Raw genomic sequence first — 20,250 nt, 5'->3', positions numbered from 1 at the left:
ATGGAGACCGGCCTCAAGTTCGTCATCTACGACAAGACCAACAAGTTCCGTCGGTCATTCAGCGAGGTCGAGGCATCGGCCGCCTTCGTCGCCAACGGCATCTCCACCGCCGAGTTCACACTCGACGACAACGACAGCGCGCTCGACGGGATCGTCACGAAGGGCGCCCGGTGCGCCGTCTGGTTCCGCGGTGTGGAGCGCTTCCGCGGACGGATCGCGGAGACTCCGGGCACGGGCCCAGCGGGCGTGGTGACACCTCGCGTGGAGGGAGACCTCCGGAAGCTCTGGGACTGGCAGGGGTGGCCGCTGACGACCGCGCCCATCACTGCGCAGACGCAGGCGTACCGGAACTACTCCGGGGCGACGGAGACGATCTTCAAGACCGCGCTGCAGGAGAACCTCACGCGTCTCGGCGTCCCGTGGACGGTCGCACCGTCCCAGGGCCGCGGTTCCGTGATCCCGTCCTCCAAGGCGATCGCGGTCCGCTTCCATCCGCTCGCCGACAAAGTCCTCGAGCCGCTCGCGGCCGACGGGCTCGTCGTCGTCCTCAGCTACCACCCCCAGACGGGGGCGGTCACGGTCGACGTCCGGCCCGGCAAGACGGTGCCCGGCACCCTGACGATCGACTCCGGCGTCCTGGACTCGTTCCAGTTCACCACGGTCGCCCCGACAGCCACGCGCGCCGTCGTCGGCGGCCGGCAGGAGGGCGAGGACCGCGAGCTCAAGCAGTACATCGACGCAGCGCGGGAGCTCGACTGGGGCGACATCATCGAGGTCTTCGTCGACGCCCGCAACACCGAAGTCGGCGTGGACATCCTCCCGGAGGCGGTCGAAGCCGTCGCCGAGGGTGCGCCGGCCGTCGGCATCACGGTCGACGCCGTCGAGTCAGACGTCTTCCGCTACGGCAAGACGTTCGTCGAGGGCGACTTCGTCAACCTCAACGTCGGCCCGCTGCACACCCGCGAGCAGATCACCTCGGTCGAGGTCGTCGAGAACTCCAAGGGCGGCGTCATCGTGACGCCCCGAATCGGCCAGGCAGACGCCGAGCCGACCACAGAAGCAGCACTCGGCGCCGCAGTCGCGAAACTCGCGCGCGGTCAGCGCGATCAGGGGAGAAGGTAACCATGGCAATCACGAGTGTGGGCTACACCGGCACCGTCGGCGATGTTGATTGGGCGAAGCTCGTCCCGCGCGCCGGCGGCGTCACGCAGGGCGTCGACGACTTCGCCGCGCTGCGAGTGTCCATCTCCGCCGGCACCCGCGAGGTGGCGATCGCGGGCGGAATCGCATGGGCGTGCGGCGTGATGGCCGCGTCTTCCGGAGCCGAAGCCCTGACGCTCGCGTCGGTGCCGTCGGGCGTCCGCTGGGACCTCATCGTGCTCCGGTACAACTGGGCGACACGCATCACCAGCCTCGCCGTCGTCCCAGGCGGCTCCGCCAAGCAGATCCCCGCGCGTCAGAACATCCCGGGGACCGTGTACGAGCAGCCGATCGCCCTGTGCCGCGTCAACGCGGGCCAGCCGGCCGTGCAGGAAGTCATCGACCTGCGGTGCGTCCCCAGCGACAACGGGCTGATCGCATTCGATGACCTCGCGCTGTCGTACCTGACCCGAATCGGCACACAGGTGCGAATCGGCGACGTGCTGTGGACGCGCACGGTTACCGCCACCGGGTCGCCACGGTGGGCGTCGACAGACGTGACCGACACCGGCTGGGTGAACGTCCCTCTCGGTCCGAAGTGGGATGCCGTCAGCGGCTATCCCACACGCGTACGCCGGATCGGTCCGCTCGCGCACCTTCGCGGAGCCGTGACCGCGAAGTCCGGCGCGTCGTACGAGAACTTGGCGACTGTCCCGTCGCTGTTCCGGCCGTCCGCGAGCATCCCACTCGGAGCGACGGTGACGCAGTCAAAGGCATACGGCGAGCTGTTCGTGAATGCGAACGGCCTCGTCTGGATTTCAGACCTCTACCGGTACGGGTCGAACCCTGTCGGAAACGTCGTGATGCTTCACGGCACCTGGCCGGTGGGCTGAGAGAGGAAAAGACAATGGCTGACGACTACTTCGACCCGAAGATCGCCCTCAACCCTGAAACCGGCAACGTGGTCCCCGGCGCGCAGGCGCAGATCTTCGCCATGCAGGACACTGCGGCCGAGTTCCCGCTCGAGATCACGGACCTCGCCGACGTGCCGCTCGCGTACCTGATCGCCTCGCCGACCGGCGTCTACCCGGCTTTCAAGGTGGTCAGCGGCGAGACCGACGTGTACGCGAAGTCGGGTCCGATCATGACCCCGATCACGTCCAAGGAGGGGTCGCGCGGCGAGCCCGGCGAGCCCGGCCCCGCAGGTGAAGGCCTGCCTGACGCGACGAGCCTCCCGGACGGATACGTCCCGGTGGTCGCTTCCGGCACCTGGACCGCGGCGCCCGGAGGCACCGGCGGTGGAGGCGGCGGTGGGACCGGCTCCCTGCTCGAGGTCTACTGGGTCGACGGTGTCGGCTGGCCGACCCTGCCGGCCGTCGCCCCTCCTGGCATCAAGTCGCGCTGGTTCATTGGTGGCCCCACCGAGTACACCGGCGTGACGTGGGAAGGCGTGCGCGACATCTACGTGGCGCCGGGGGTGTGACCGATGCCGAACCCGATCCCGGGTGTGATCTACCAGCGCACCCACCCCGATCCCCTCTGGTACGCCAAGGGCCGTCCCACTCTGGGCGAGAAGCCGAAGGGCACCGCCGACTGGACTGAGGATGCACCCCCTTGGGTCTACAGCTCCACACGCGAGTTCACGTCCCGCTGGCCCGTCGGCACGAAGATCGTGGACATCCAGACCGGTTCGTCCGACTTCTACACCAACCTGCAGAACACGGTCAACGCCGCAGGCGGCCGCGTCGTCGTCCGTCTCGGCGCGGGCGTCTACCGGCTCAACCAGTTCCGCCTCGCGGGCTCGTCCGGGATCGCGACCTACGCGTTCGGGATCTTCTTCCCGAACCTGCAGGGACTGCTCGGCCAGGGCGCGGACAAGACGTTCGTGCAGATGGACGCGAACAGCATGACCCAGGCGCAGCTCAACGAGCTCGCGACGAAGACCAAGGCGTCGTTCTCCCCGAACCAGATGGGCTTCGCCCGCTTCGACGGGACGGCCGCGTCGCCCGTGCTCATCGCGGGCCTGACGATGCGCGCCGCGGACCAGCAGAACATCACGGCGATGGCGTCGGACCTCAGCGACCTGTACCGGCCGCAGCCCGCGCCGCATCAGGGCCTCGTGCTCTACAACCAGTCGCCGGGGATCATCTCGCACGTCCGGTTCCAGGGCGCGGGCCGCGCGCTCAACTCGCAGCCGCCATTCGAGCACGCATGTGCCAACTCCCAGCGCGGGAACGTGCTGTGGGTGCGCTGCGAGTTCGACGGGCGCCGGTCGCCGGACCTTGACCCGGCGCGGCCGCGGCGGTGCGCACCGATCATGCTCAACAACGAGGTGTCGTCGACGCTCGAGGACTGCTGGCTGCACCACTCGAACGTGTCCCGCTACGCGGCGAACGACGAGAACTCGACGTCCACGACGCCGGTCGGGGAGTACACCCTCACGCGGTGCAAGGTCGAGCAGATCACGAACACGCAGAACCGCGACCCCGCCATCAACGGGGGCGCGTCGCTCGGCGGGTACGAGAACGCGACGCTCTGTGGCTGGGAGTCCTGCAACGGGACGATCACGCTCAACGACTGCATGCTCGTCCAGGACAACCCGAACTCGAGCTCGCAGTCGCCCATGCACCTGCAGTTCACCTCGGTCGGGAACCGGAACCCGAAGGGCGGTCGCCTGCGCGTCAACGGCGGCACCTTCCGCCACACGCAGCACCCGCAGATCGACGGCTACCTCACGTTCCGGATCTCCCCGGCGACGTACTGGTGGATCGACGGCGTCGGCAACACGCTCGACGTCCGATCGAAGACCGGCGACAAGCTCGCGCCGTACATCGTCACGACCGCGTGGCCGCCGACCGCATCCGCGCTCAAGGCCGCCGGCGTCGACCCGGCAACCCACTTCCTCGTCAGATCCAACTAGGAGCACATCATGCAGTTCAAGAACGGATTCGAGGCGGGCGCCAACAACACGGCGATCACCGCGGCGAACAGCGGAGGCGGGACCGACAACGCGTTCGGCGTCTTCGGTGCCGGAGCGAAGTTCTCCAACGTCCGGGCGCACTCGGGGTCGCTGTCGTGTGAGTTCACGGACTCCGCGACGGCGACCTACGGGGCGATCTCGTACGGCGCCGAGACGCTCATCGCGATGCGGGGGTCCTACTGGTTCACCAACCCCAACAGCGGCGGCGAGTTCAACCTCGCCGGACTCTACGACGCCGCCGGCAACAGCATCGCGATCTTCCGCCTCACCGCGACCAACGTGCTCCGTCTGTACGTCTCCGGCGGCGGCGGCTCGAACGCATGGGCACCGTCGACCACGATGCCGACCGGGCAGTGGGTCCGATTCGAGCTCCTCGTCGAGCAGGGCACGACCGCGACCGGCGGACGTATGCGCGCGGCCATCTTCGCGAACAACGCGACCACGCCGCTCGCCGACTCCGGCTGGCTCGAGAACGTGAACCTCGGCGGCGGCACGGTCGCAATCACCCGCACCCGCTTCGGAAAGGGCGCCCCCAACTCGAACGCCTCGGGCGTCTTCATGGACGACCTGCTCATGCACACCGGTGCGGACTACGCGTCGTTCCCGACGAGCATCGGCAACGAGCCCCCGAGCGTGTCGGCAGGCGGCGACCAGACGGTTGCCGGCGGCTCGACGGTCCTGCTCGCCGGGACGGCATCCGACCCTGGCGGGTCTGTGGCGTCCACCGCGTGGAGCTTCGTCGCCGCCGAGTCGACCGGCACCCCGACGCTCAGCGGAGGGAACACCCTCACTCCGTCTTTCGTCGCCGGCGCCGCGCCGCAGCTCTACACGCTGCAGCTCACGGCGACCGACAACCTCGGGGCATCGAGCACGGACACCGTCGAGATTCGCGTCCCGGCTTCCGGAGCCGCTGACGCTCGCCCGCTTCCCTTCGCCGCGACGAAGTCCGGCGCGTGGACGCGTAACGGCGGCACGAGCGACGGTGCCGCGCTGGCGGACGAGTCGAACACGACCTACCTCGAGTCCGACGCCGTCTCGGGCGCCGAGCAGAGCATCCGGTTCCGCCTCGCACCGTCCACCGCTCGCGCCACCGGCAAGGTCCAGGTCACTCTCGGCATGGACTCCGGTGTCGGCAACTGGCAGATCCGTCTCTTCGAGGGGACCACTCTCCGGCAGGCATGGACGCAGGCAGGTGTCCCGGCAACTCCCACCGCCTACGAGTTCACCCTCCTCCCCGCGACGATCTCCGCGATCACGGACTGGTCGAACCTCAGCCTCGAGCTGGGGGTGACTTCCTAGATGGGCGGCCGGGCCTACCGTGCCGGCCTGACCACGCCTGTTACCCCGCCGGCCGGGCGGGCGTATCGGGCTGGCATGGTCGGCACGGCACCGCCGGACGCCCCGAAGGGCCGCGTGTACCGGGCCGCCGCTTCCGGCACCGCGCCGGCGACGCGCGTCGGGCGGGTGTTCCGCGCCGCGATGGCTGGCACCGCGTCCGTCATCATCAACGCGTTCCTCGAGCGCACCGTCGAACCGATGTCGACCGTTTCGGTCACCGCGGTCCTGTCCACGGGGCTGCCAGCAGACAGCTACTCGTGGCGCCAGGTCTCCGGCCCCGCGGTCGCATTCGCCGGGTCCGGAGCCACGCGCTCGTTCGTCGCGCCGTCGTCGATGGCGGGGACGACGGTCGTGATCGGCGTCCGCGCGACCGTCGGCGGGACGACGTCCGAGGAACGCACCCTCACCGTCAAGGTTCTGCCGCAGATCGTGTGGATGCGGACCAACGACGACCCCGTGTGGCGTGGCGCCAAGATCACGCTCTGACCCCCAAGGAGGAACCATGGGCGGGACTCTCAAGAAGGTCGATATCGGCCTGGGGCGCGGATGGCTCGCCCCGAAGCCAGCAGCATCCCTCGCGCGGATCGACGCCGAGCTCATCCGTCTCCGCGGCCGCCCGGCCGACATCAACGAGGCCGGGCGGTCGCCCGAGCAGGCCAACGCGAACCGCGCGCGCTGGCTCGCGTACGAGCTCTTCCTCAAGGGCGGCCCATGGGCACCGAAGGCTCCGTACGCACTGGGAGCGGACGAGTCCGTCCACTGCCAGGGCGGCGCTGCCGACTCTGACGACTGGTACGACGCGCGCGCCGCGGCCGTGTGGCGCGATCACGGCTGGCGGCAGACCGCGCGCTACCCCGGCAACAAGGCGAAGGACGAGCCCTGGCACGGCGAGCACTTCGAGCACCTCGACAACCACCGCAACGACCCGGCACCCACTGGCGCCAAGACGAAGGAGGAGGACGCCATGTTCCCCACGATTCTGGTCAACAAGGCCAACCCGAGCGGCACGTTCTACCTGTACGACCTCCGCACGCAGAAGGTGATCCGCCCGATCACCCGCGAGGAGAACGCGGCCTTCCGTGTCGCGGAGAAGACGGGCGCCGCGGTCTACATCATCGCGTCAGCGGCCGACTTCAAGAAGGCCGGCGGGAAGTAGGGCGGTGGACCGCTGGCCGATTTCACCCAAGGTGCGGCACCGGTACGAAGCGATCATCCGCATCATCGACCTGTTCGCGTACTTCGCCGTGTTCATCGGAGGCGTGTACGCCCTCGTCGGTACCCCGAACTCGATCGTCGATGAGCTCGCCGGATGGGAATGGCTGATCCTCCTCTGGGCTTTCCTGTTGCTCGTCGGCGGCGCGGCGGGGTTCCTGGGTAGGTTCCTTCGCTGGTGGATGATCGAGGTTCCCGCCACGGTCCTCGCGACGTTCGGCATCGGCATCTACTTCATCGTCCTCGGAAGGTTCGCCTTCGCCTCGATCACCTCGGCCGTCGCAGTAGCTCTCGTCTGCGTCGCGATGCTCGTTATGGTCCGGCGCTACGCGGAGCTGCAGATCTTCGCTACCGAACCGGGCACGGACTTCCGAACTCGAGTCGCCGCTGCTCTGCGCCGGCGCACTCCTGACGTCGTCAGACGACACCGGTAGGCGAGGGGCAGCGCATGGAGGAATTCAACTGGGTTGCGCTGGCCGTCGCCGTCTTCGGCGGTGGCGGCGTCGGCATCGCAATCCGCGAGATCGTCGGCGTCGTCACCCTCGCCCGTCAGGGCGTTTCCGGCAAAGAGGACAAGCGCAAGTCCGACATCGTCGCGCAGCGAGACCATGCGCTCAAGCTGCAGGCCGAGGCCGAAGCCGGTGAGCGCGCCGCCGACGAGCGCGCGGACCGTGAAGCCGATCACCGCAGGCAGTGGCAGGAGGAAGCAAGCCGCCTGCGCCTCATCATCATCGAGCTCGGCGCCGACCCCGGCCCGAGGCTCATCATCCCGACGCCCCATGGAGGAGCATTATGAGCACTGACCCCATCGTCCCCGCGGCCGTTCGGCTCGCGGCCAAGCGCGCCTTCGTGCGCACCACGTACCAGGCGTACGCCGCCACGCTCGCCGCCGGCATCTCGGTGACCGTCGTCCTCGGCATCGTCACCGGCCAGATCGACGTCGTCGCGACGGCGGTCCAGTTCGGCGTCGCCCTCGCCGCCCCGCCCCTCGCCGGGCTCGTGGCGTGGCTCAACGTGACGTCCAACGGCATCCCGAAGGACTACGTCGACGTCGCCCTCGTCGAGCAGGCATTCGCCACCGACGAGGACGCGCGCGATCGCGTCCAGACCGCGGTGCAGCGCGTCAGCCTGCGTCGCGACCGTCGCTGACGCCGTCCTCCCTCCACGCGAGCTCTGCCCGCACTAGATCCAACATTCGTTCCACCAAACCGGCCGGCATGTCTTCCATCTCCTATCAGGAGAGGGCATGCCGGCCTTCTGATACAAGGAGGCCGCTATGCGCGTTCCCATGCCCTTCACCCGTACCAACGACCGCTCCGAGGGCCTGACCCTCGGCCTGTCGTTCCTCGCGAGCCTGTTCTTCTGGCTCTGACCGGCTGACCCGAAACGCCCCCACTCCACCGCCTATGCGCGGGGAGTGGGGGCGTTTCGGCGTTCCTGCTCCGGGCCGCCGGTGCCCGTGGTGTCGTGCGCGCCGCGCCGCCGCGCTTCCGCGCCAGCAGTGAGCCCGGCGGCGAGGTCGAGGGGGAGCGCGCGTAGCGCCGTCGTCAGCGCGCGCGTGTGCTCGTCGTCGTAGAACGCGATCCACGACCCGACCTCGAACGCGAGCAGTTCGTCGCGGGCGCCCGCCGTGGCGAGCAGCTCGTCGATCACGGGCCGTGGGTCGGCCGTGTACCGGTTCCTGGACAGGATGCACCCGAGTTCGATCGAGAGCTTGACGTCGGGGTGGACCCCTCGCGATGGCATGGCCGTCTCCGTTCTCCGGCCGAGATCTCGATCGTACGTCCCGCCGGCGACGTCGCGCAGCGTTGTCCGCCCCAACCGGCCGCGCTATCCTTCGGCCATGGGAAGACGACAGCGAATCCTCACCGGCTGCGCGGACTGCGGGAAGTGCACGACGAGCCGCGTGGGCGTCGGGGTCCGCAACACGGGGCGCGTCGGCGCGGCCGTGGCGACCGCCGGCGTCTCAGAGATCGCCATGGCCTTCTCCGGCACCTGCAACACCTGCGGGCACCAGATGTCGCTCCACGATCGCCCCGGCACTCAGAGCGCGATGGGGCGACTGATCGGCGCCGCGGTGGCGCCCCACGACGGCGCCGACGGCCGCCCGTTCCCCCCGTCCTTCTACGAGGGGCGCGAGACACCGGTGGCGACGGCGGCGAGGGGACCGGTCGTCGCCACCGGCCCCAAGGCCGGCTGGTACTCAGACCCGGACGGCACGCCCAACCTGCGCTGGTGGGACGGCCGGGCGTGGAGCGACCACCGGAAGTAGCGAAGGGGCCGAAAATGGCTACTTAGTGGCTACTTTCAATCCATCCAATGACGGGAATCCCGCGGAATCCCGGGGAATGTCAGTCCATGTGGCCGAACAACGGCGACGGAACATTTTGGCAGGTCAGGCCACAAGAATCCACGTCAGGCCATCCCTCACCTTCTAACAGTGGGTTCAGGGTTCAAGTCCCTGGGGGTGCACGGAACAAGCCTCAGAGATCTCGCCATCTCCGAGGCTTTTTCTTTTGTCTGTACGAACGAGACGCTCGCTGCATCCGCGGTCGCGTCCATGCCGGCCGCCAGGGTGCTCTTAGCGGGATCGAAACCGCACCTCTGCAGGCTCGCGCAGGAGCCTTTTCGAGCCCGCACGGAGCGTGCGGGTCGACCTGCGCGAGGGGGGAAACGCGCGCTCGGGTGGGCGGTTCGCGCGTCAGGCGCGACGGACGGACAGCAACTGCCAGCCCTCGGGCACTTTGGCCTCGATGCCTGCCATGTCGTCGGCCTCGATCTGCTCGACGCCGTCGATGCGATGGAACGTTCCCGTCGCCTCCATCTTCGCCTCGCCCTTGAGCATGCGCACCGGGGCGGACGTGAGCGCGTAGCCCGGCTCGCGATGAGCATCGAGCTGCGTGTGGACGTCTTCGAGGGATGTCCCGGTGACGTCGACAGTCATGGATCCTCGGGGGCGGATGAGAGCGACGAGCATCGGTCCAGTCTACGAGCGGGCCGTGCTCCTCAGAGATCCCAGTCGAGCGTCGAACGGGCGTCGATGGGGGCATCCTGCCCCGTGTCCTCGCGGATGAGGTAGACGACCACCCGGGATTGGGCGGTGATGAGCACGCTCGTCAGCGCATCGCCCGTCGCCAAGTCGACGAAGGTCGGTTGCGAGCGGGCGGCCGCTTCGATCCGAGACATGAGGTCCGCGACGTCCGTGCTGCGAGGCAGGAGGAAGTCGTGCCCATCGATCTCGATGTGCGTCGTCGTCATTCCCGTATGGTTCCCCATGGCTCCACGATACGAAGGGACAGGACCGATACGAAGGGGGGTTGAACCCGCTCCGTCGGCGTGTTAGGAGCGCGTGAGAGCGCTCTCGCGCTCGTCCGGCTGCTGCTGCTCCGCGGGCTCGGGGACGAGATACAGCCCGCTCGGGGCGTTCGCCGTGAATGCGAGAGCCTCGATCCAGGCGCGGTTCACGCTGGGCTGCCGGCTGCCGTGGTACTTGTACACGAGCGAGCTGCCGGCATGGATCCAGACCGTCGTCCGGCCGCCGCCCATGCTGACGTCGTCCTTCCACGTGAAGCCGAAGGGCTCGCCACGGCGGAGCTTCGCGGTCATGACCAGCTGGATGTGAGTGAGAGCGCGGTCTTCGATATCGACCTTGACGCTGTTCTCGTAGATGAACTTGCCCATTGCAAGATTCCCTTCTCGCCACGGGAACCTGTGCCAAGAGGCGCGGACGCGATGACCGCTGGTGTGGGGTGTGCTCAGCGTTTCACACTTCTGCCCGTTCTCCTACCCGACCGGGGTGTCGTGCGTCGTCGCGTGTCTCCCCGTTTCAGGCCACCGGATCGAGAAGCGTGGGATCGGACGGGTCGACGGTGCGGGTGTTGCTCACCTTGCGGTCCACGACGTGGCCGCGGAGCGTCGCCGCGACGTCGGCGGAGGTGTGATCGAGCATTGCCAGCGTGTCCAACTTGGTCTGCCCGGTGAGCTTCTCCGGTGTGAGCCAGGCGTCCCACGTGTCGGGGGTCAGGAAGGCGGGCATCCGGTCGTGCACCTCGCCGCCGGCGTCGCGCGCCTCCCTGGTGACGACGACGAAGCAGCGCACCTTCTCGCCCTCGTGCTCCATCGACCAGGTGAGGCCGGCGGCGGCGAGCAGGCCGTCCCCGTGGAGGAGATGCGGCGTCTTGTGCCCCTTCTCACCTGTCCACTCGAAGTACCCGCGCATCGGGACGAGGCAGCGGGCCGCAGAAAACGCCGGCGCCCAGAATCCGGCGGCGAGCTTCTCCATCCGTGCATTGATCAGCGGGGCGCGCTGGGGACGGTTGGGGGGACTCTGCCAGTCCCACCGCACGAGTTCGAGGATGCGGCCCTCACCCCGGTCCCGGACGATGGGGGCGCTCTCGGTGGGCGCGATCGAGTAGGCGCCGTGCCAGGACTTCCACCAGTCCTCCGGTCGGCCGCCCTCGGCGACGAACTCCCGGATCAGCTCGTCCGTCGTCGCGTCGTTCGCGAATCGTCCGCACATGTCGTCGCCTCCCTGTCGTCGGTCACCCGACCGCGGCCGGTATCGCCTCCATCATGGGGCATGGGGCGGACATCCGGTCAGACGACCTCGATCACCGTGCCGGCGGTGAGGCTCGACAGCTGGGCGAAGGTCAGCGGCATGACGGTGTGCGGATGGCCCGCCGCGGCCCAGATCGCGTCGTGCTGCTGCAGGGCGCGGTCGATGAAGGTGGGGAGGGGTGCGGGATGGCCGACGGGCGCCACTCCGCCGATCGCCTGTCCTGTGGCCTCACGGACGACGGCGGGTGGCGCCATGGCCACCGCACGCGCCCCGATGCTCCGCGCGAGAACGGCGAGATCCGCCCGGTGCCCGCCGCTGGTCATGACGAGGACGGGGCGGCCGTCGGCGAGGAAGACGAGACTGTTGGCGATCGCGGCGACGTCGCAGTCGATGGCGGCGGCCGCCTCCGCAGCGGTGCGTGCCGAGTCCGGCAGGACCCGGATCTCGGTCTCGACACCGGCCGCAAGGAGGTGCTCCTGCACCCGTCGGCTGCGCTCGGGGAGGGAAGAGGGGTCGCTCATGCCCCCACGGTAGTCGAGCGTGTCAGCCGGCGTCACCGACGAGGATCGCCGCCGCGTCCTCCGCGGTCGCGTCGGCAGGTTCGTCGTCGATGTGCGCGAGGACCTTCCGGCCGAGGAGGATCGTCAGTGCTGCCAGAAGGACGGCGGCGGCGGCGAAGAGGTACGGCACGGTCGCGCTGAACAGGTGCCACAGGAGCGCCGCGATCGGCGGGGCCATCGCGCCGCCGAGGAAGCGGACCGCGGAGTAGGCCGAGGAGGCGACGGAGCGGGGGAGGTCGGTCGCCTCCATCACGGCTTCGGTCAGCACGGTGTTCATGACGCCGAGGAGCAGGCCGCCCACGATGATGCACACGACGAGAGCGGCAGGTTCGGCGACCACCAGCCCCGCGACGACGAGGTCGACGGCGAGCAGCGGCAGCACGGTGAGGATGACGTGGGTCCTCGGCATCCGGCGCATCAGCACGGGCGCGACCCACACGCTGGTGACCGCGAGCGCGACGCCCCAGCCGAAGAACGTCAGGCCGATGCCCATGGCCCCGAAGCCCAGGGGGAACGGCGAGAACGCCAGCAGCACGAAGAAGCCGATGTTGTAGAACAGGGCGGCCACGGCGAGGATCGCGAGAGCGGGACGGCGCAGAGCGGTGAAGGGGGCGGAGAACTTCACGGGGGTGCGCTTCTCGCCCGGCCCTCGCAGCAGCACCAGGACGGCGATGAACGCGATGGCCATCAGGGCGACGACGCCGAAGAACGGTCCGCGCCAGCTCTGCTCGCCGAGGATGCCGCCGAGCAGCGGGCCCACGGCGATGCCGAGCCCGAGAGCAGCCTCGTACAGCACGATCGCCGCGCTGCTGCCGCCGGATGCCGCGCCGACGATGGTGGCCAGCGCGGTCGAGATGAACAGCGCGTTGCCCAGACCCCAGCCGGCCCGGAATCCGATGACGGCGTCGACGCTGCCGCTGATCGCGCAGAGGAAGGCGAACACCACGATCAGTCCGAGTCCGACCAGCAGCGTGGCCTTAGCGCCGATCCGGCTGGAGATCCAGCTCGTGACGAGCATCGCGAGGCCGGTGACCAGGAGGTAGCTGGTGAAGAGGAGCTCCGTCTCGACCGGCGTCGCTTCGAGGGACTCCGCGATCGCCGGGAGGATCGGATCGACGAGGCCGATGCCCATGAAGGCGACGACGCACGCGAAGGCGACGGCCCACACCTGGGCGGGCTGCTTCCAGACCGACGGGGTGCGGGATGCGGGGGCGGTGTTCAACGGATCTCTCCTGTCCGGTCTGCGGAGGTGCGGGCGGCGAGGATCTCTGCCGCACGGGTGAGGGCGTGCCAGTCATCGTCGTCGAGGTCGGCGAACCGCGGCGCGATCGTCTCCCGGAACTCGGAGCGCCAGGCAGTCAGGGCCGCCGTCCCGTCCCGGGTCACGGCGACGACGGTGGCACGGGAGTCGTCGGCATCGGGGGAGCGATGCACGAGACCCTCGCGTTCGAGCGTGCCGAGCAGCCGGGTCATCCCGGGCTGCGTGGTGCGAGCTGCTGCGGCGAGCTCGCCGACACGGCGGGGACCGGACTGATCGAGCAGGCTGAGCACCCGCCACTGCGCCGCGGGGGCGTCGTTCCCTGCGTCCTGGGCGGCGATGCGGCCCAGCGCGTACCCCGACAGGACGAGTGACGGGATGACCTCGGAGCGATTCATACCAGAAAGTATATACCTACTGATATGTATCGAGGTCACCGCCGGGCGTGGGCGATCCTCGCCGAGAGCTGATGGGCGTGGGCGAGGAGGGTCCGGCCCAGCTCGGCCTGACGCTCCGGGCCGAAGCGGAAGGCGACGCCGGTGAGGCTGAGCGCCCATTCCGGGCGCCCTGCACGGTCGAACACCGCCGCGCCGAGGCCCCAGCTCCCCTCGACGATCAGGCCGGGGTTGACGGCGAACCCGCGTTCCTTCGTCTCGGCGAGGCGCTCCCGCAGCGGGCGCTCGCCATGAGCACGTCCCCAGTTCTCGACGAGCTCAGGATGGCGCTCCAGATAGGCATCCACATCATGGTCGGGGAGGAACGCGAGGATCGCGAGGCCGGCGCTCGCCACTCCGAGCGGGAAGCGCACCCCCTCGCTCAGCACGAAGGAGCGGATGGGGAACGAGCCCTCCTCGCGCAGCAGGCAGACCGTCTCGTCCGCGCGTCGGACGGAGAAGAAGGCGCTCTCCTCGGTCTTCACGGCGAGCGACCGCACGATGTCCCGGGCCAGGGCAGTCACGTCGTATCGAGCGGCGGCCACGGATCCCATGAGGAAAAGCTCGGGTCCCGGCATCCAGCGGCTGCTGTCGCCGTCCCGGTCCACGAGCCCCTCCACGCGCAGGGCGCTGAGCAGGCGATGAGTCGTGGGGCGGGAGAGACCGGCGCTGCCGGCGAGTTCCTGCAGGGTGGCGCCGTCGGTGCCGGCGGCTGTCACCAGTCGCAGGAGCCGCGCCGCCCGCGCGACAGCCTGAGCGCCGGGGACGGGGTTCGTCGCAGTGTCCACATCGTGGACGCTAGTGGCGCGGGCGTCCACATCGCAAGAGGGCGCTGGCCGTGACTCCGCCGGGGCGGGAGGCTGGTGGGGACACGGAACCGAAGGAGCAGACGTGATCGACAAGCAGTGGGAATCCGCGGAGGCCGCCGTCGCCGACATCCCGGACGGCGCTTCGCTCGCCGTCGGAGGCTTCGGACTCTCCGGGAACCCGATCGCGCTCATCGAAGCGCTCCTCGCGCAGGGCACGACCGACCTGAGCGTGGTGAGCAATAACTGCGGGGTGGACGACTGGGGGCTCGGCGTGCTGCTCGCCGCGCAGCGCATCCGCAAGATGACCTCGTCGTACGTGGGGGAGAACAAGGAGTTCGAGCGGCAGTTCCTGTCCGGGGAGCTCGAGCTGGAGCTGACGCCGCAGGGCACGCTCGCCGAGAAGCTGCGAGCGGGAGGATCCGGGATCGCCGCGTTCTACACCCAGACGGGCGTCGGCACCCAGGTGGCCGACGGGGGCCTGCCTCGCCGGTATCACCCCGACGGATCGATCGCGGTGGGCTCACCGCCCAAGGACGTGCGCACGTTCGCGGTGCACGGCGAGCCCCGCGAGTTCGTGCTGGAGGAGGCCATCACCACCGACTTCGCCCTGGTGCATGCGGCGCGCGGCGACCGGCACGGCAACCTCGTGTTCCGGAAGGCAGCCCGGAACTTCAACCCGCTCGCCGCGATGGCCGGACGCGTGTGCATCGCGCAGGTGGAGCGGCTCGTGGAACCGGGGGAGCTGGATCCGGACACGATCCACCTGCCCGGGGTCTTCGTGCACCGGATCGTCGAGGTCGGCGAGGACATCCCCAAGCGCATCGAGCGGCGGACCGTCGCCGCGGAAGGAGCCTGACATGGCGCTCACCAGAGATCAGATGGCCGCGCGCGCTACGGTCGAGCTCCCGGACGGCGCGTACGTGAACCTCGGCATCGGCCTGCCTACGCTCGTCCCGAACCACGTCCCGTCCGACGTGACCGTGGTGCTGCAGTCGGAGAACGGCATCCTCGGGGTCGGGCCCTACCCGCGGGAGGACGAGGTCGACGCGGATCTCATCAACGCGGGGAAGGAGACGGTGACCACGCTCCCCGGAGCGGCGTTCTTCGACTCCGCCCTCAGCTTCGGCATGATCCGCGGCGGGAAGATCGATGCCGCCATCCTCGGGGCGATGCAGGTCTCCGCCTCCGGCGACCTCGCGAACTGGATGATCCCGGGCAAGATGGTCAAGGGCCCCGGGGGCGCCATGGACCTCGTGCACGGCGCCGGACGGGTGATCGTGCTGATGGAGCACGTCGCCAAGGACGGCTCGGCGAAGATCGTCGACGCCTGCACGCTGCCGCTGACCGGCCGCGGCGTCGTGGACCGGATCATCACGGACCTCGCGGTGATCGACGTGACGCGGGAGGGCCTCCTGCTGGTCGAGGTCGCGCCCGATGTCACGGTGCAGCAGGTACGGGAGGCCACGGAGCCGCCCCTCCGCCTCGCCCCGGAACTGGAGAACGGAAGGACCGAGCAATGAGTGAGAACGATGTCGTCATCGTCGCCGCGGCGCGCACCCCGCAGGGCCGGCTGAAAGGACAGCTCGCCGCCTTCACCGCGCCGCAGCTCGGATCGTTCGCGATCCGCGGCGCCCTGGAGCAGGGGGGAGTGGATCCGGCAGACGTCGACGCGGTGATCGTGGGACAGGTGCTCGCCGCCGGATCCGGGCAGAACGCCGCCCGTCAGGCGGCGATCGGCGCAGGGATCGGCTGGGACGTGCCCGCGCACTCCGTGAACAAGGTGTGCCTGTCCGGGCTCACCGCGGTGATCGACGCGGCGCGCATGATCCGGACCGGGGACGCCGAGGTGGTCGTCGCCGCCGGCATGGAGTCCATGACCCGCGCGCCGCACCTGCTCATGGGATCGCGCGACGGCTGGACCTACGGCACCGTCGAGGTCCTCGACCACATGGCCTACGACGGGCTGACGGACGCCTACGACCGGGAGAGCATGGGCGCGTCGACGGAACGGCACAACGCGCGATACGAGCTCACCAGAGAGATGCAGGACCAGGTGGCGGCGCTCTCGCATCAGCGGGCCGCCGCCGCCCAGGAGAGCGGGGTGCTGGATGCGGAGATCGTCGCCGTCGAGGTGCCGCAGCGCCGGGGCGAGCCCGTGCGGGTGACCCGAGACGAGGGGGTGCGCCCCGAGACCACGGTGGAGACCCTCGCGGGACTGCGTGCCGCCTTCGCCGAGGGTGGGTCGATCACCGCAGGCAACTCGTCCCAGATCTCGGACGGCGCCTCCGCCGTCGTCGTCACGACGCGCGGGACGGCCGAGGCCAAAGGCTGGCCGGTGCTCGTGACCGTCGGGGCGAGCGGCCAGACCGCCGGCCCGGACAACTCGCTCCAGGCGCAGCCGGCGCGGGCGATCGAGCAGGCGTGCCGGAAACAGGGCATCACGCCGCAGGATCTGGATCTCGTGGAGATCAACGAGGCGTTCGGGGCCGTGGTCGCCCGCTCGCAGACCGAGCTCGGGCTGCACGGCGACATCGTCAACGTGCACGGCGGCGGCATCGCGATCGGTCATCCGATCGGCGCCTCCGGCAACCGTCTCGTGGTGCACGTCGCGCACGAGCTGGCCCGCCGGGGTGGCGGAACCGCGGCGGTCGGCCTGTGCGGCGGCGGCGGTCAGGGCGAGGCGCTGATCCTCACCCGTTGACGCGGGAGGCGCGGGGGTGCGTCAGGACCGCTTGTCCTGGGCGTGCCCCTGCGCATCGGCGAGGGCCTTCTGCGAACGGAACTGCAGACGCTGCGCCTTCTTGGACTTCTTCACCGACTGCGGGGAGTCGGCATCCACCGGCACGCCGTGGCGTTCGCGGCGCATGTCGACGACCGCGCCGACCGCGAGCGCCATCGTGATGCCCCAGCTCACCCATGACAGGAGCGAGCGCCAGGTGATGGGTTCATTGCGGGTGCCGCGCAGCAGCGAGATCCCAGCCGAGATCGCGGCGACGAGTCCGGTGCTGAAGAGGTAGCGCATGCCCCTACGGTACCCGCAGCCGGGGCACGGGGGCCGGAGCCTTGACAAGCCGGGGGAGAGGCTGGCAGGGCGTCCGTCCAGGGCCACCGGATATCATGGGAGGGTCGCGGTTCACCCGCGGCCGCAGAAACCGTGTATCTACCGGCCGTCGGCGTCTCCGGCGGACAGCGGCGGCACCCGACACGCGTCATCGACGCGCGAGAGCCATGACACACACCAGCACCACGCCTGACACCGCCGAGCCGAGCCTCTTCCGCCTCGCCGGCCTGCCGTACTTCCTCATCGCGTTCATCGCGCGACTGCCGTTCGCCATGATGGTGGTCGGCGTCCTCACCGTCGTCGTGTCGGCGCGGGGGTCGCTCTCCCTCGGCGGACTCACTTCGGCTGCGGTCGGTCTCGGTACCGCCTGCTTCGGACCGCTCCTGGGCGCCGCCGCCGACCGCTTCGGTCAGCGCACGGTCCTCCTCGCGCTCGCCGTGGGCAACGCGGCGATGCTCCTGCTCTTCACGGCGGTCGTCTACGGCCCGGCCGCTGACGGGTTCGTGCTCCTCGCCGCGATCGGCATCGGCGCGACCGCGCCCCAGGTGGCGCCGCTCTCGCGCTCCCGGCTGGTGACGATCATCGGCGAGCGGATGCCCGCGGAGCGCCGCGCGCGGACCGTCTCCGGCACGATGGCGTACGAGTCGGCCGCGGACGAGACCGTCTTCGTCTTCGGGCCCTTCCTCGTGGGTGTGCTCGCCTCGGCGCTCGCGCCGTGGGCCCCGCTGGTCGGGGCCGCCGCGCTGACCCTGGTGTTCGTCGGAGCCTTCGCCCTGCACCCGAGCGGGCGGCACGTCTCCCAGGACCGCACCGACGACGGTCGGGCACCGTCCGCCGTGTCCGAGCTGTTCCGTCCGCAGCTCCTCATCGTCGTCCTCGGCATCCTCGGTGTCGGGATCTTCTTCGGCACCATGCTCACCTCGCTCACCTCGTTCATGGCCGACCTCGGAGCCCCGGAGCAGGCGGGGCTCCTGTACGGCGTGATGGGCGTCGGCTCCGCGGTGCTCGCCCTCGGCGTCGCCTGGCTCCCCGTCCGGTTCTCCCTGCGCGCGCGCTGGCTCGTGTTCTCGGGGATCCTGCTCGCCGGATCGCTGCTCCTCGGCATCGTCGACTCCCCGGCGGGCATGATGCTGGCCCTGGCCATCATGGGCATCGGCATCGGTCCGACCCTCGTCACCCAGTACAGCTTCGGAGCCGCTCGAAGCCCCCGTGGCCGGTCGGCGACGGTGATGGCGATGCTCGGCTCCGGCGTGATCGTCGGTCAGTCGATCGGCGCCGCGGTGGCGGGGGAGATCGCGGAGAGCCTCGGCACCTCCGCTGCGCTCGTCCTCCCGATGATCGCGGCCGGCATCGCGTTCGCGGCGGGCCTCGGGAACTGGGCTCTCAGCGGTGTGCACCGCGCGGCGTCCGCTGTCAAGGCCTGAGGGAGGACCGGCGGTCGGCGCGCATCCTCGATAGGTTGGAAGCTACTGGACCGAGGAGTGCCCCTGTGACCGCTGCTGATTTCGTCGTCGTCGCCAACCGCCTCCCGGTGGACCGGGTCGTGGGCCCCGACGGTGAGGAGACCTGGCGGACGTCGCCCGGCGGCCTCGTCGCCGCGCTCGAGCCCATGATGCGCCGTGTACACGGTGCCTGGGTCGGCTGGCCTGGCCAGCCCGACGTGGAGCTCGAGGCCTTCGATGCCGACGGCATCCACCTGATCCCGGTGGCGTTGAGCTCCGACGAGGTCGCGGACTACTACGAGGGCTTCGCCAACGACACGATCTGGCCGCTGTACCACGACGTCATCGCGCCGCCGCAGTATCACCGCGAGTGGTGGGACGCGTACGTGCGGGTGAACCGTCGCTTCGCGGAGGCGGCCGCGGCCGCGGCCGCGCAGGACGGCACCGTCTGGGTGCACGACTATCAACTCCAGCTGGTGCCCCAGATGGTCCGCGAGCTGCGCCCCGACGTCACCATCGGCTACTTCCACCACATCCCCTTCCCGGCCCACGGCCTCTATGCCCAGCTTCCCTGGCGGGACCAGGTGCTGCGCGGACTGCTCGGCGCCGACGTCATCGGCTTCCAGCGGGCGCAGGACGCGACCTACTTCCTCACCGCGGTCCGGCGCCGGCTGCGCTACGAGGTGAAGGGGTCGAGTATCGCGGTCCCGGATGAGGGGGGCTCGCGGACGGCCATCGCCAAGGCCTTCCCGATCTCCATCGACACCGCCCCGTACCTCGAACTCGCCGCTCGCGAAGACGTCAGGGCGCGGGCCGCGGAGATCCGCGCCAGCCTCGGCAACCCCAAGCGCATCCTCCTCGGCGTCGACCGCCTGGACTACACCAAGGGCATCGGGCACCGGATCAAGGCATACGGCGAGCTCCTCGAAGACGGCCGCCTGGACGTGGAGGACGTCACCCTCATCCAGGTGGCGAGCCCGAGCCGGGAGCGGGTGGACGCCTACGCGCACCTCCGGGACGAGATCGAGCTCGCGGTGGCCCGCATCAACGGCGACCACGACACGGTCGGTCACTCCGCCATCCGCTACCTCCACCAGGGGTACCCGCGCGAGGAGATGGTCGCCCTGTACCTCGCGGCCGACGTCATGCTCGTGACAGCGCTGCGTGACGGCATGAACCTGGTGGCGAAGGAGTACGTGGCCACCCGGACCGACAACCGCGGCGTCCTCGTGCTCAGCGAGTTCACCGGCGCGGCGGACGAGCTCCGCCAGGCCGTGCGCGTCAACCCGCACGACATCGCGGGCCTCAAGGACGCGATCATGGAGGCGGTGGAGATGTCCCCCGCCGAGCAGGCGCGGCGCATGCGCTCCCTCCGCCGCCGGGTGCTGGACAACGATGTGAACGCCTGGTCGTCATCCTTCCTCGACGCTCTGGCCGACGTCCGCCGCCGCTGACCGC

At 69.9% G+C, this 20,250-nt stretch carries 26 protein-coding genes; 16 read left to right on the top strand and 10 right to left on the bottom strand.

Going from position 1 to position 20,250, the window contains the following annotated elements:
• The 10 genes from ACIGJI_RS02605 to ACIGJI_RS02560 all read left to right on the top strand — a co-directional run bounded on the left by ACIGJI_RS02605 (position 1) and on the right by ACIGJI_RS02560 (position 7,819).
• Complete coding sequence (locus ACIGJI_RS02605; RefSeq protein ID WP_366243746.1) at positions 1-1,122, top strand: hypothetical protein; 1,122 nt, start codon at positions 1-3, stop codon at positions 1,120-1,122.
• A gap of 2 nt (positions 1,123-1,124) precedes the next feature.
• Entirely contained in the window at positions 1,125-2,033 is a 909-nt protein-coding gene (locus ACIGJI_RS02600) for a hypothetical protein (protein WP_366243744.1), read from the top strand.
• A 14-nt stretch (positions 2,034-2,047) separates the two neighbouring features.
• A complete protein-coding gene (locus ACIGJI_RS02595; protein WP_366243742.1) occupies positions 2,048-2,623 on the top strand; it encodes a hypothetical protein in 576 nt (191 codons plus the stop codon).
• A 3-nt stretch (positions 2,624-2,626) separates the two neighbouring features.
• Positions 2,627-4,060, top strand: a complete 1,434-nt coding sequence (locus ACIGJI_RS02590; protein ID WP_366243740.1) for a hypothetical protein — start codon at positions 2,627-2,629, stop codon at positions 4,058-4,060.
• A gap of 9 nt (positions 4,061-4,069) precedes the next feature.
• The gene (locus ACIGJI_RS02585; RefSeq protein ID WP_366243738.1) at positions 4,070-5,419 is read left to right on the top strand and encodes a PKD domain-containing protein; all 1,350 of its coding nucleotides are present in this window, start codon (positions 4,070-4,072) and stop codon (positions 5,417-5,419) included.
• 75 nt (positions 5,420-5,494) lie between these two features.
• Positions 5,495-5,944, top strand: a complete 450-nt coding sequence (locus ACIGJI_RS02580; protein WP_366243736.1) for a hypothetical protein — start codon at positions 5,495-5,497, stop codon at positions 5,942-5,944.
• A 16-nt stretch (positions 5,945-5,960) separates the two neighbouring features.
• Positions 5,961-6,614 carry a hypothetical protein gene (locus ACIGJI_RS02575; RefSeq protein WP_366243734.1) on the top strand — a complete coding sequence of 218 codons (654 nt, stop codon included), beginning with the start codon at positions 5,961-5,963 and terminating at the stop codon, positions 6,612-6,614.
• 4 nt (positions 6,615-6,618) lie between these two features.
• Positions 6,619-7,104: a hypothetical protein gene (locus ACIGJI_RS02570; protein WP_366243732.1), complete on the top strand. Its 486-nt coding sequence runs from the start codon at positions 6,619-6,621 to the stop codon at positions 7,102-7,104.
• A 14-nt stretch (positions 7,105-7,118) separates the two neighbouring features.
• Positions 7,119-7,466 carry a hypothetical protein gene (locus ACIGJI_RS02565; protein ID WP_366243730.1) on the top strand — a complete coding sequence of 116 codons (348 nt, stop codon included), beginning with the start codon at positions 7,119-7,121 and terminating at the stop codon, positions 7,464-7,466.
• Positions 7,463-7,819 (top strand): hypothetical protein, encoded by a 357-nt coding sequence (locus ACIGJI_RS02560; RefSeq protein WP_366243728.1) that lies wholly within the window; start codon positions 7,463-7,465, stop codon positions 7,817-7,819. The genes ACIGJI_RS02565 and ACIGJI_RS02560 overlap by 4 nt, the downstream gene beginning before the upstream one ends.
• Positions 7,820-8,074: 255 nt before the next feature.
• Here ACIGJI_RS02560 and ACIGJI_RS02555 read toward each other — a convergent pair whose 3' ends face one another.
• Positions 8,075-8,416 carry a hypothetical protein gene (locus ACIGJI_RS02555; protein WP_366243726.1) on the bottom strand — a complete coding sequence of 114 codons (342 nt, stop codon included), beginning with the start codon at positions 8,414-8,416 and terminating at the stop codon, positions 8,075-8,077.
• 97 nt (positions 8,417-8,513) lie between these two features.
• Between ACIGJI_RS02555 and ACIGJI_RS02550 the strand changes: the two genes are divergently transcribed.
• Positions 8,514-8,942, top strand: coding sequence for a DUF2510 domain-containing protein (locus tag ACIGJI_RS02550; RefSeq protein WP_366243724.1), 429 nt, complete (start codon positions 8,514-8,516; stop codon positions 8,940-8,942).
• Positions 8,943-9,371: 429 nt separating this feature from the next.
• On the opposite strand, the gene ACIGJI_RS02545 is transcribed toward ACIGJI_RS02550, so the two are convergent.
• From ACIGJI_RS02545 to ACIGJI_RS02510, 8 genes are all read right to left on the bottom strand, one after another.
• Positions 9,372-9,647 (bottom strand): hypothetical protein, encoded by a 276-nt coding sequence (locus ACIGJI_RS02545; RefSeq protein ID WP_268776422.1) that lies wholly within the window; start codon positions 9,645-9,647, stop codon positions 9,372-9,374.
• A 29-nt stretch (positions 9,648-9,676) separates the two neighbouring features.
• On the bottom strand, positions 9,677-9,928 hold the full coding sequence (locus ACIGJI_RS02540) for a hypothetical protein (RefSeq protein ID WP_187663907.1): 252 nt from the start codon (positions 9,926-9,928) through the stop codon (positions 9,677-9,679).
• Between the two features lie 81 nt (positions 9,929-10,009).
• Entirely contained in the window at positions 10,010-10,351 is a 342-nt protein-coding gene (locus ACIGJI_RS02535) for an ATP-dependent DNA ligase (protein ID WP_187663908.1), read from the bottom strand.
• 145 nt (positions 10,352-10,496) lie between these two features.
• Positions 10,497-11,189, bottom strand: a complete 693-nt coding sequence (locus ACIGJI_RS02530; RefSeq protein ID WP_363444311.1) for an SOS response-associated peptidase — start codon at positions 11,187-11,189, stop codon at positions 10,497-10,499.
• A 77-nt stretch (positions 11,190-11,266) separates the two neighbouring features.
• The gene (locus tag ACIGJI_RS02525; protein WP_187663910.1) at positions 11,267-11,749 is read right to left on the bottom strand and encodes a YbaK/EbsC family protein; all 483 of its coding nucleotides are present in this window, start codon (positions 11,747-11,749) and stop codon (positions 11,267-11,269) included.
• Between the two features lie 22 nt (positions 11,750-11,771).
• Complete coding sequence (locus ACIGJI_RS02520) at positions 11,772-13,010, bottom strand: MFS transporter (RefSeq protein ID WP_280566394.1); 1,239 nt, start codon at positions 13,008-13,010, stop codon at positions 11,772-11,774.
• Complete coding sequence (locus tag ACIGJI_RS02515) at positions 13,007-13,444, bottom strand: MarR family winged helix-turn-helix transcriptional regulator (protein ID WP_259953925.1); 438 nt, start codon at positions 13,442-13,444, stop codon at positions 13,007-13,009. The genes ACIGJI_RS02520 and ACIGJI_RS02515 overlap by 4 nt, the downstream gene beginning before the upstream one ends.
• Before the next feature lie 35 nt (positions 13,445-13,479).
• Positions 13,480-14,268, bottom strand: coding sequence for an IclR family transcriptional regulator (locus ACIGJI_RS02510; protein WP_363444307.1), 789 nt, complete (start codon positions 14,266-14,268; stop codon positions 13,480-13,482).
• A 103-nt stretch (positions 14,269-14,371) separates the two neighbouring features.
• On the opposite strand from ACIGJI_RS02510, the gene ACIGJI_RS02505 reads away from it, so the two are divergent.
• From ACIGJI_RS02505 to ACIGJI_RS02495, 3 genes are read left to right on the top strand one after another with little or no spacing between them, the layout of a single operon-like run.
• A complete protein-coding gene (locus tag ACIGJI_RS02505) occupies positions 14,372-15,145 on the top strand; it encodes a CoA transferase subunit A (protein WP_292797183.1) in 774 nt (257 codons plus the stop codon).
• Between the two features lies 1 nt (position 15,146).
• Positions 15,147-15,809 (top strand): 3-oxoacid CoA-transferase subunit B, encoded by a 663-nt coding sequence (locus tag ACIGJI_RS02500; RefSeq protein ID WP_363444304.1) that lies wholly within the window; start codon positions 15,147-15,149, stop codon positions 15,807-15,809.
• A complete protein-coding gene (locus tag ACIGJI_RS02495) occupies positions 15,806-16,990 on the top strand; it encodes an acetyl-CoA C-acetyltransferase (RefSeq protein ID WP_187663916.1) in 1,185 nt (394 codons plus the stop codon). Before ACIGJI_RS02500 ends, ACIGJI_RS02495 begins: the two co-directional genes overlap by 4 nt.
• 21 nt (positions 16,991-17,011) lie before the next feature.
• Here the strand turns inward: ACIGJI_RS02495 and ACIGJI_RS02490 are convergent, their stop codons facing one another.
• A complete protein-coding gene (locus ACIGJI_RS02490) occupies positions 17,012-17,311 on the bottom strand; it encodes a hypothetical protein (RefSeq protein WP_025103262.1) in 300 nt (99 codons plus the stop codon).
• 206 nt (positions 17,312-17,517) lie between these two features.
• On the opposite strand from ACIGJI_RS02490, the gene ACIGJI_RS02485 reads away from it, so the two are divergent.
• Together ACIGJI_RS02485 and ACIGJI_RS02480 are read left to right on the top strand one after the other, a co-directional pair.
• Complete coding sequence (locus ACIGJI_RS02485; RefSeq protein WP_366243719.1) at positions 17,518-18,774, top strand: MFS transporter; 1,257 nt, start codon at positions 17,518-17,520, stop codon at positions 18,772-18,774.
• Between the two features lie 65 nt (positions 18,775-18,839).
• Positions 18,840-20,246, top strand: coding sequence for a trehalose-6-phosphate synthase (locus tag ACIGJI_RS02480; RefSeq protein ID WP_187663918.1), 1,407 nt, complete (start codon positions 18,840-18,842; stop codon positions 20,244-20,246).
• The last annotated feature ends 4 nt before the right edge of the window (positions 20,247-20,250 follow it).

This window comes from Microbacterium sp. NPDC064978 (genome assembly GCF_044543605.1).
GTDB lineage: Bacteria > Actinomycetota > Actinomycetes > Actinomycetales > Microbacteriaceae > Microbacterium > Microbacterium meiriae.
The sequence above is the reverse complement of the archived record's forward strand: the minus strand, read 5'-3'. Positions and strand labels throughout refer to the sequence as shown.

What these genes read in the sequence shown, in the direction of transcription:
- ACIGJI_RS02585 (WP_366243738.1), top strand. Translation starts at nt 4,070, where the DNA reads ATGCAGTTCAAGAACGGATTCGAGGCGGGCGCCAACAACACGGCGATC.
- ACIGJI_RS02485 (WP_366243719.1), top strand. Translation starts at nt 17,518, where the DNA reads ATGACACACACCAGCACCACGCCTGACACCGCCGAGCCGAGCCTCTTC.
- ACIGJI_RS02540 (WP_187663907.1), bottom strand. Translation starts at nt 9,928, where the DNA reads ATGACGACGACGCACATCGAGATCGATGGGCACGACTTCCTCCTGCCT.
- ACIGJI_RS02595 (WP_366243742.1), top strand. Translation starts at nt 2,048, where the DNA reads ATGGCTGACGACTACTTCGACCCGAAGATCGCCCTCAACCCTGAAACC.
- ACIGJI_RS02535 (WP_187663908.1), bottom strand. Translation starts at nt 10,351, where the DNA reads ATGGGCAAGTTCATCTACGAGAACAGCGTCAAGGTCGATATCGAAGAC.
- ACIGJI_RS02525 (WP_187663910.1), bottom strand. Translation starts at nt 11,749, where the DNA reads ATGAGCGACCCCTCTTCCCTCCCCGAGCGCAGCCGACGGGTGCAGGAG.
- ACIGJI_RS02600 (WP_366243744.1), top strand. Translation starts at nt 1,125, where the DNA reads ATGGCAATCACGAGTGTGGGCTACACCGGCACCGTCGGCGATGTTGAT.
- ACIGJI_RS02490 (WP_025103262.1), bottom strand. Translation starts at nt 17,311, where the DNA reads ATGCGCTACCTCTTCAGCACCGGACTCGTCGCCGCGATCTCGGCTGGG.
- ACIGJI_RS02605 (WP_366243746.1), top strand. Translation starts at nt 1, where the DNA reads ATGGAGACCGGCCTCAAGTTCGTCATCTACGACAAGACCAACAAGTTC.
- ACIGJI_RS02495 (WP_187663916.1), top strand. Translation starts at nt 15,806, where the DNA reads ATGAGTGAGAACGATGTCGTCATCGTCGCCGCGGCGCGCACCCCGCAG.
- ACIGJI_RS02530 (WP_363444311.1), bottom strand. Translation starts at nt 11,189, where the DNA reads ATGTGCGGACGATTCGCGAACGACGCGACGACGGACGAGCTGATCCGG.
- ACIGJI_RS02590 (WP_366243740.1), top strand. Translation starts at nt 2,627, where the DNA reads ATGCCGAACCCGATCCCGGGTGTGATCTACCAGCGCACCCACCCCGAT.
- ACIGJI_RS02560 (WP_366243728.1), top strand. Translation starts at nt 7,463, where the DNA reads ATGAGCACTGACCCCATCGTCCCCGCGGCCGTTCGGCTCGCGGCCAAG.
- ACIGJI_RS02550 (WP_366243724.1), top strand. Translation starts at nt 8,514, where the DNA reads ATGGGAAGACGACAGCGAATCCTCACCGGCTGCGCGGACTGCGGGAAG.
- ACIGJI_RS02555 (WP_366243726.1), bottom strand. Translation starts at nt 8,416, where the DNA reads ATGCCATCGCGAGGGGTCCACCCCGACGTCAAGCTCTCGATCGAACTC.
- ACIGJI_RS02565 (WP_366243730.1), top strand. Translation starts at nt 7,119, where the DNA reads ATGGAGGAATTCAACTGGGTTGCGCTGGCCGTCGCCGTCTTCGGCGGT.
- ACIGJI_RS02575 (WP_366243734.1), top strand. Translation starts at nt 5,961, where the DNA reads ATGGGCGGGACTCTCAAGAAGGTCGATATCGGCCTGGGGCGCGGATGG.
- ACIGJI_RS02515 (WP_259953925.1), bottom strand. Translation starts at nt 13,444, where the DNA reads ATGAATCGCTCCGAGGTCATCCCGTCACTCGTCCTGTCGGGGTACGCG.
- ACIGJI_RS02500 (WP_363444304.1), top strand. Translation starts at nt 15,147, where the DNA reads ATGGCGCTCACCAGAGATCAGATGGCCGCGCGCGCTACGGTCGAGCTC.
- ACIGJI_RS02545 (WP_268776422.1), bottom strand. Translation starts at nt 9,647, where the DNA reads ATGCTCGTCGCTCTCATCCGCCCCCGAGGATCCATGACTGTCGACGTC.
- ACIGJI_RS02580 (WP_366243736.1), top strand. Translation starts at nt 5,495, where the DNA reads ATGGTCGGCACGGCACCGCCGGACGCCCCGAAGGGCCGCGTGTACCGG.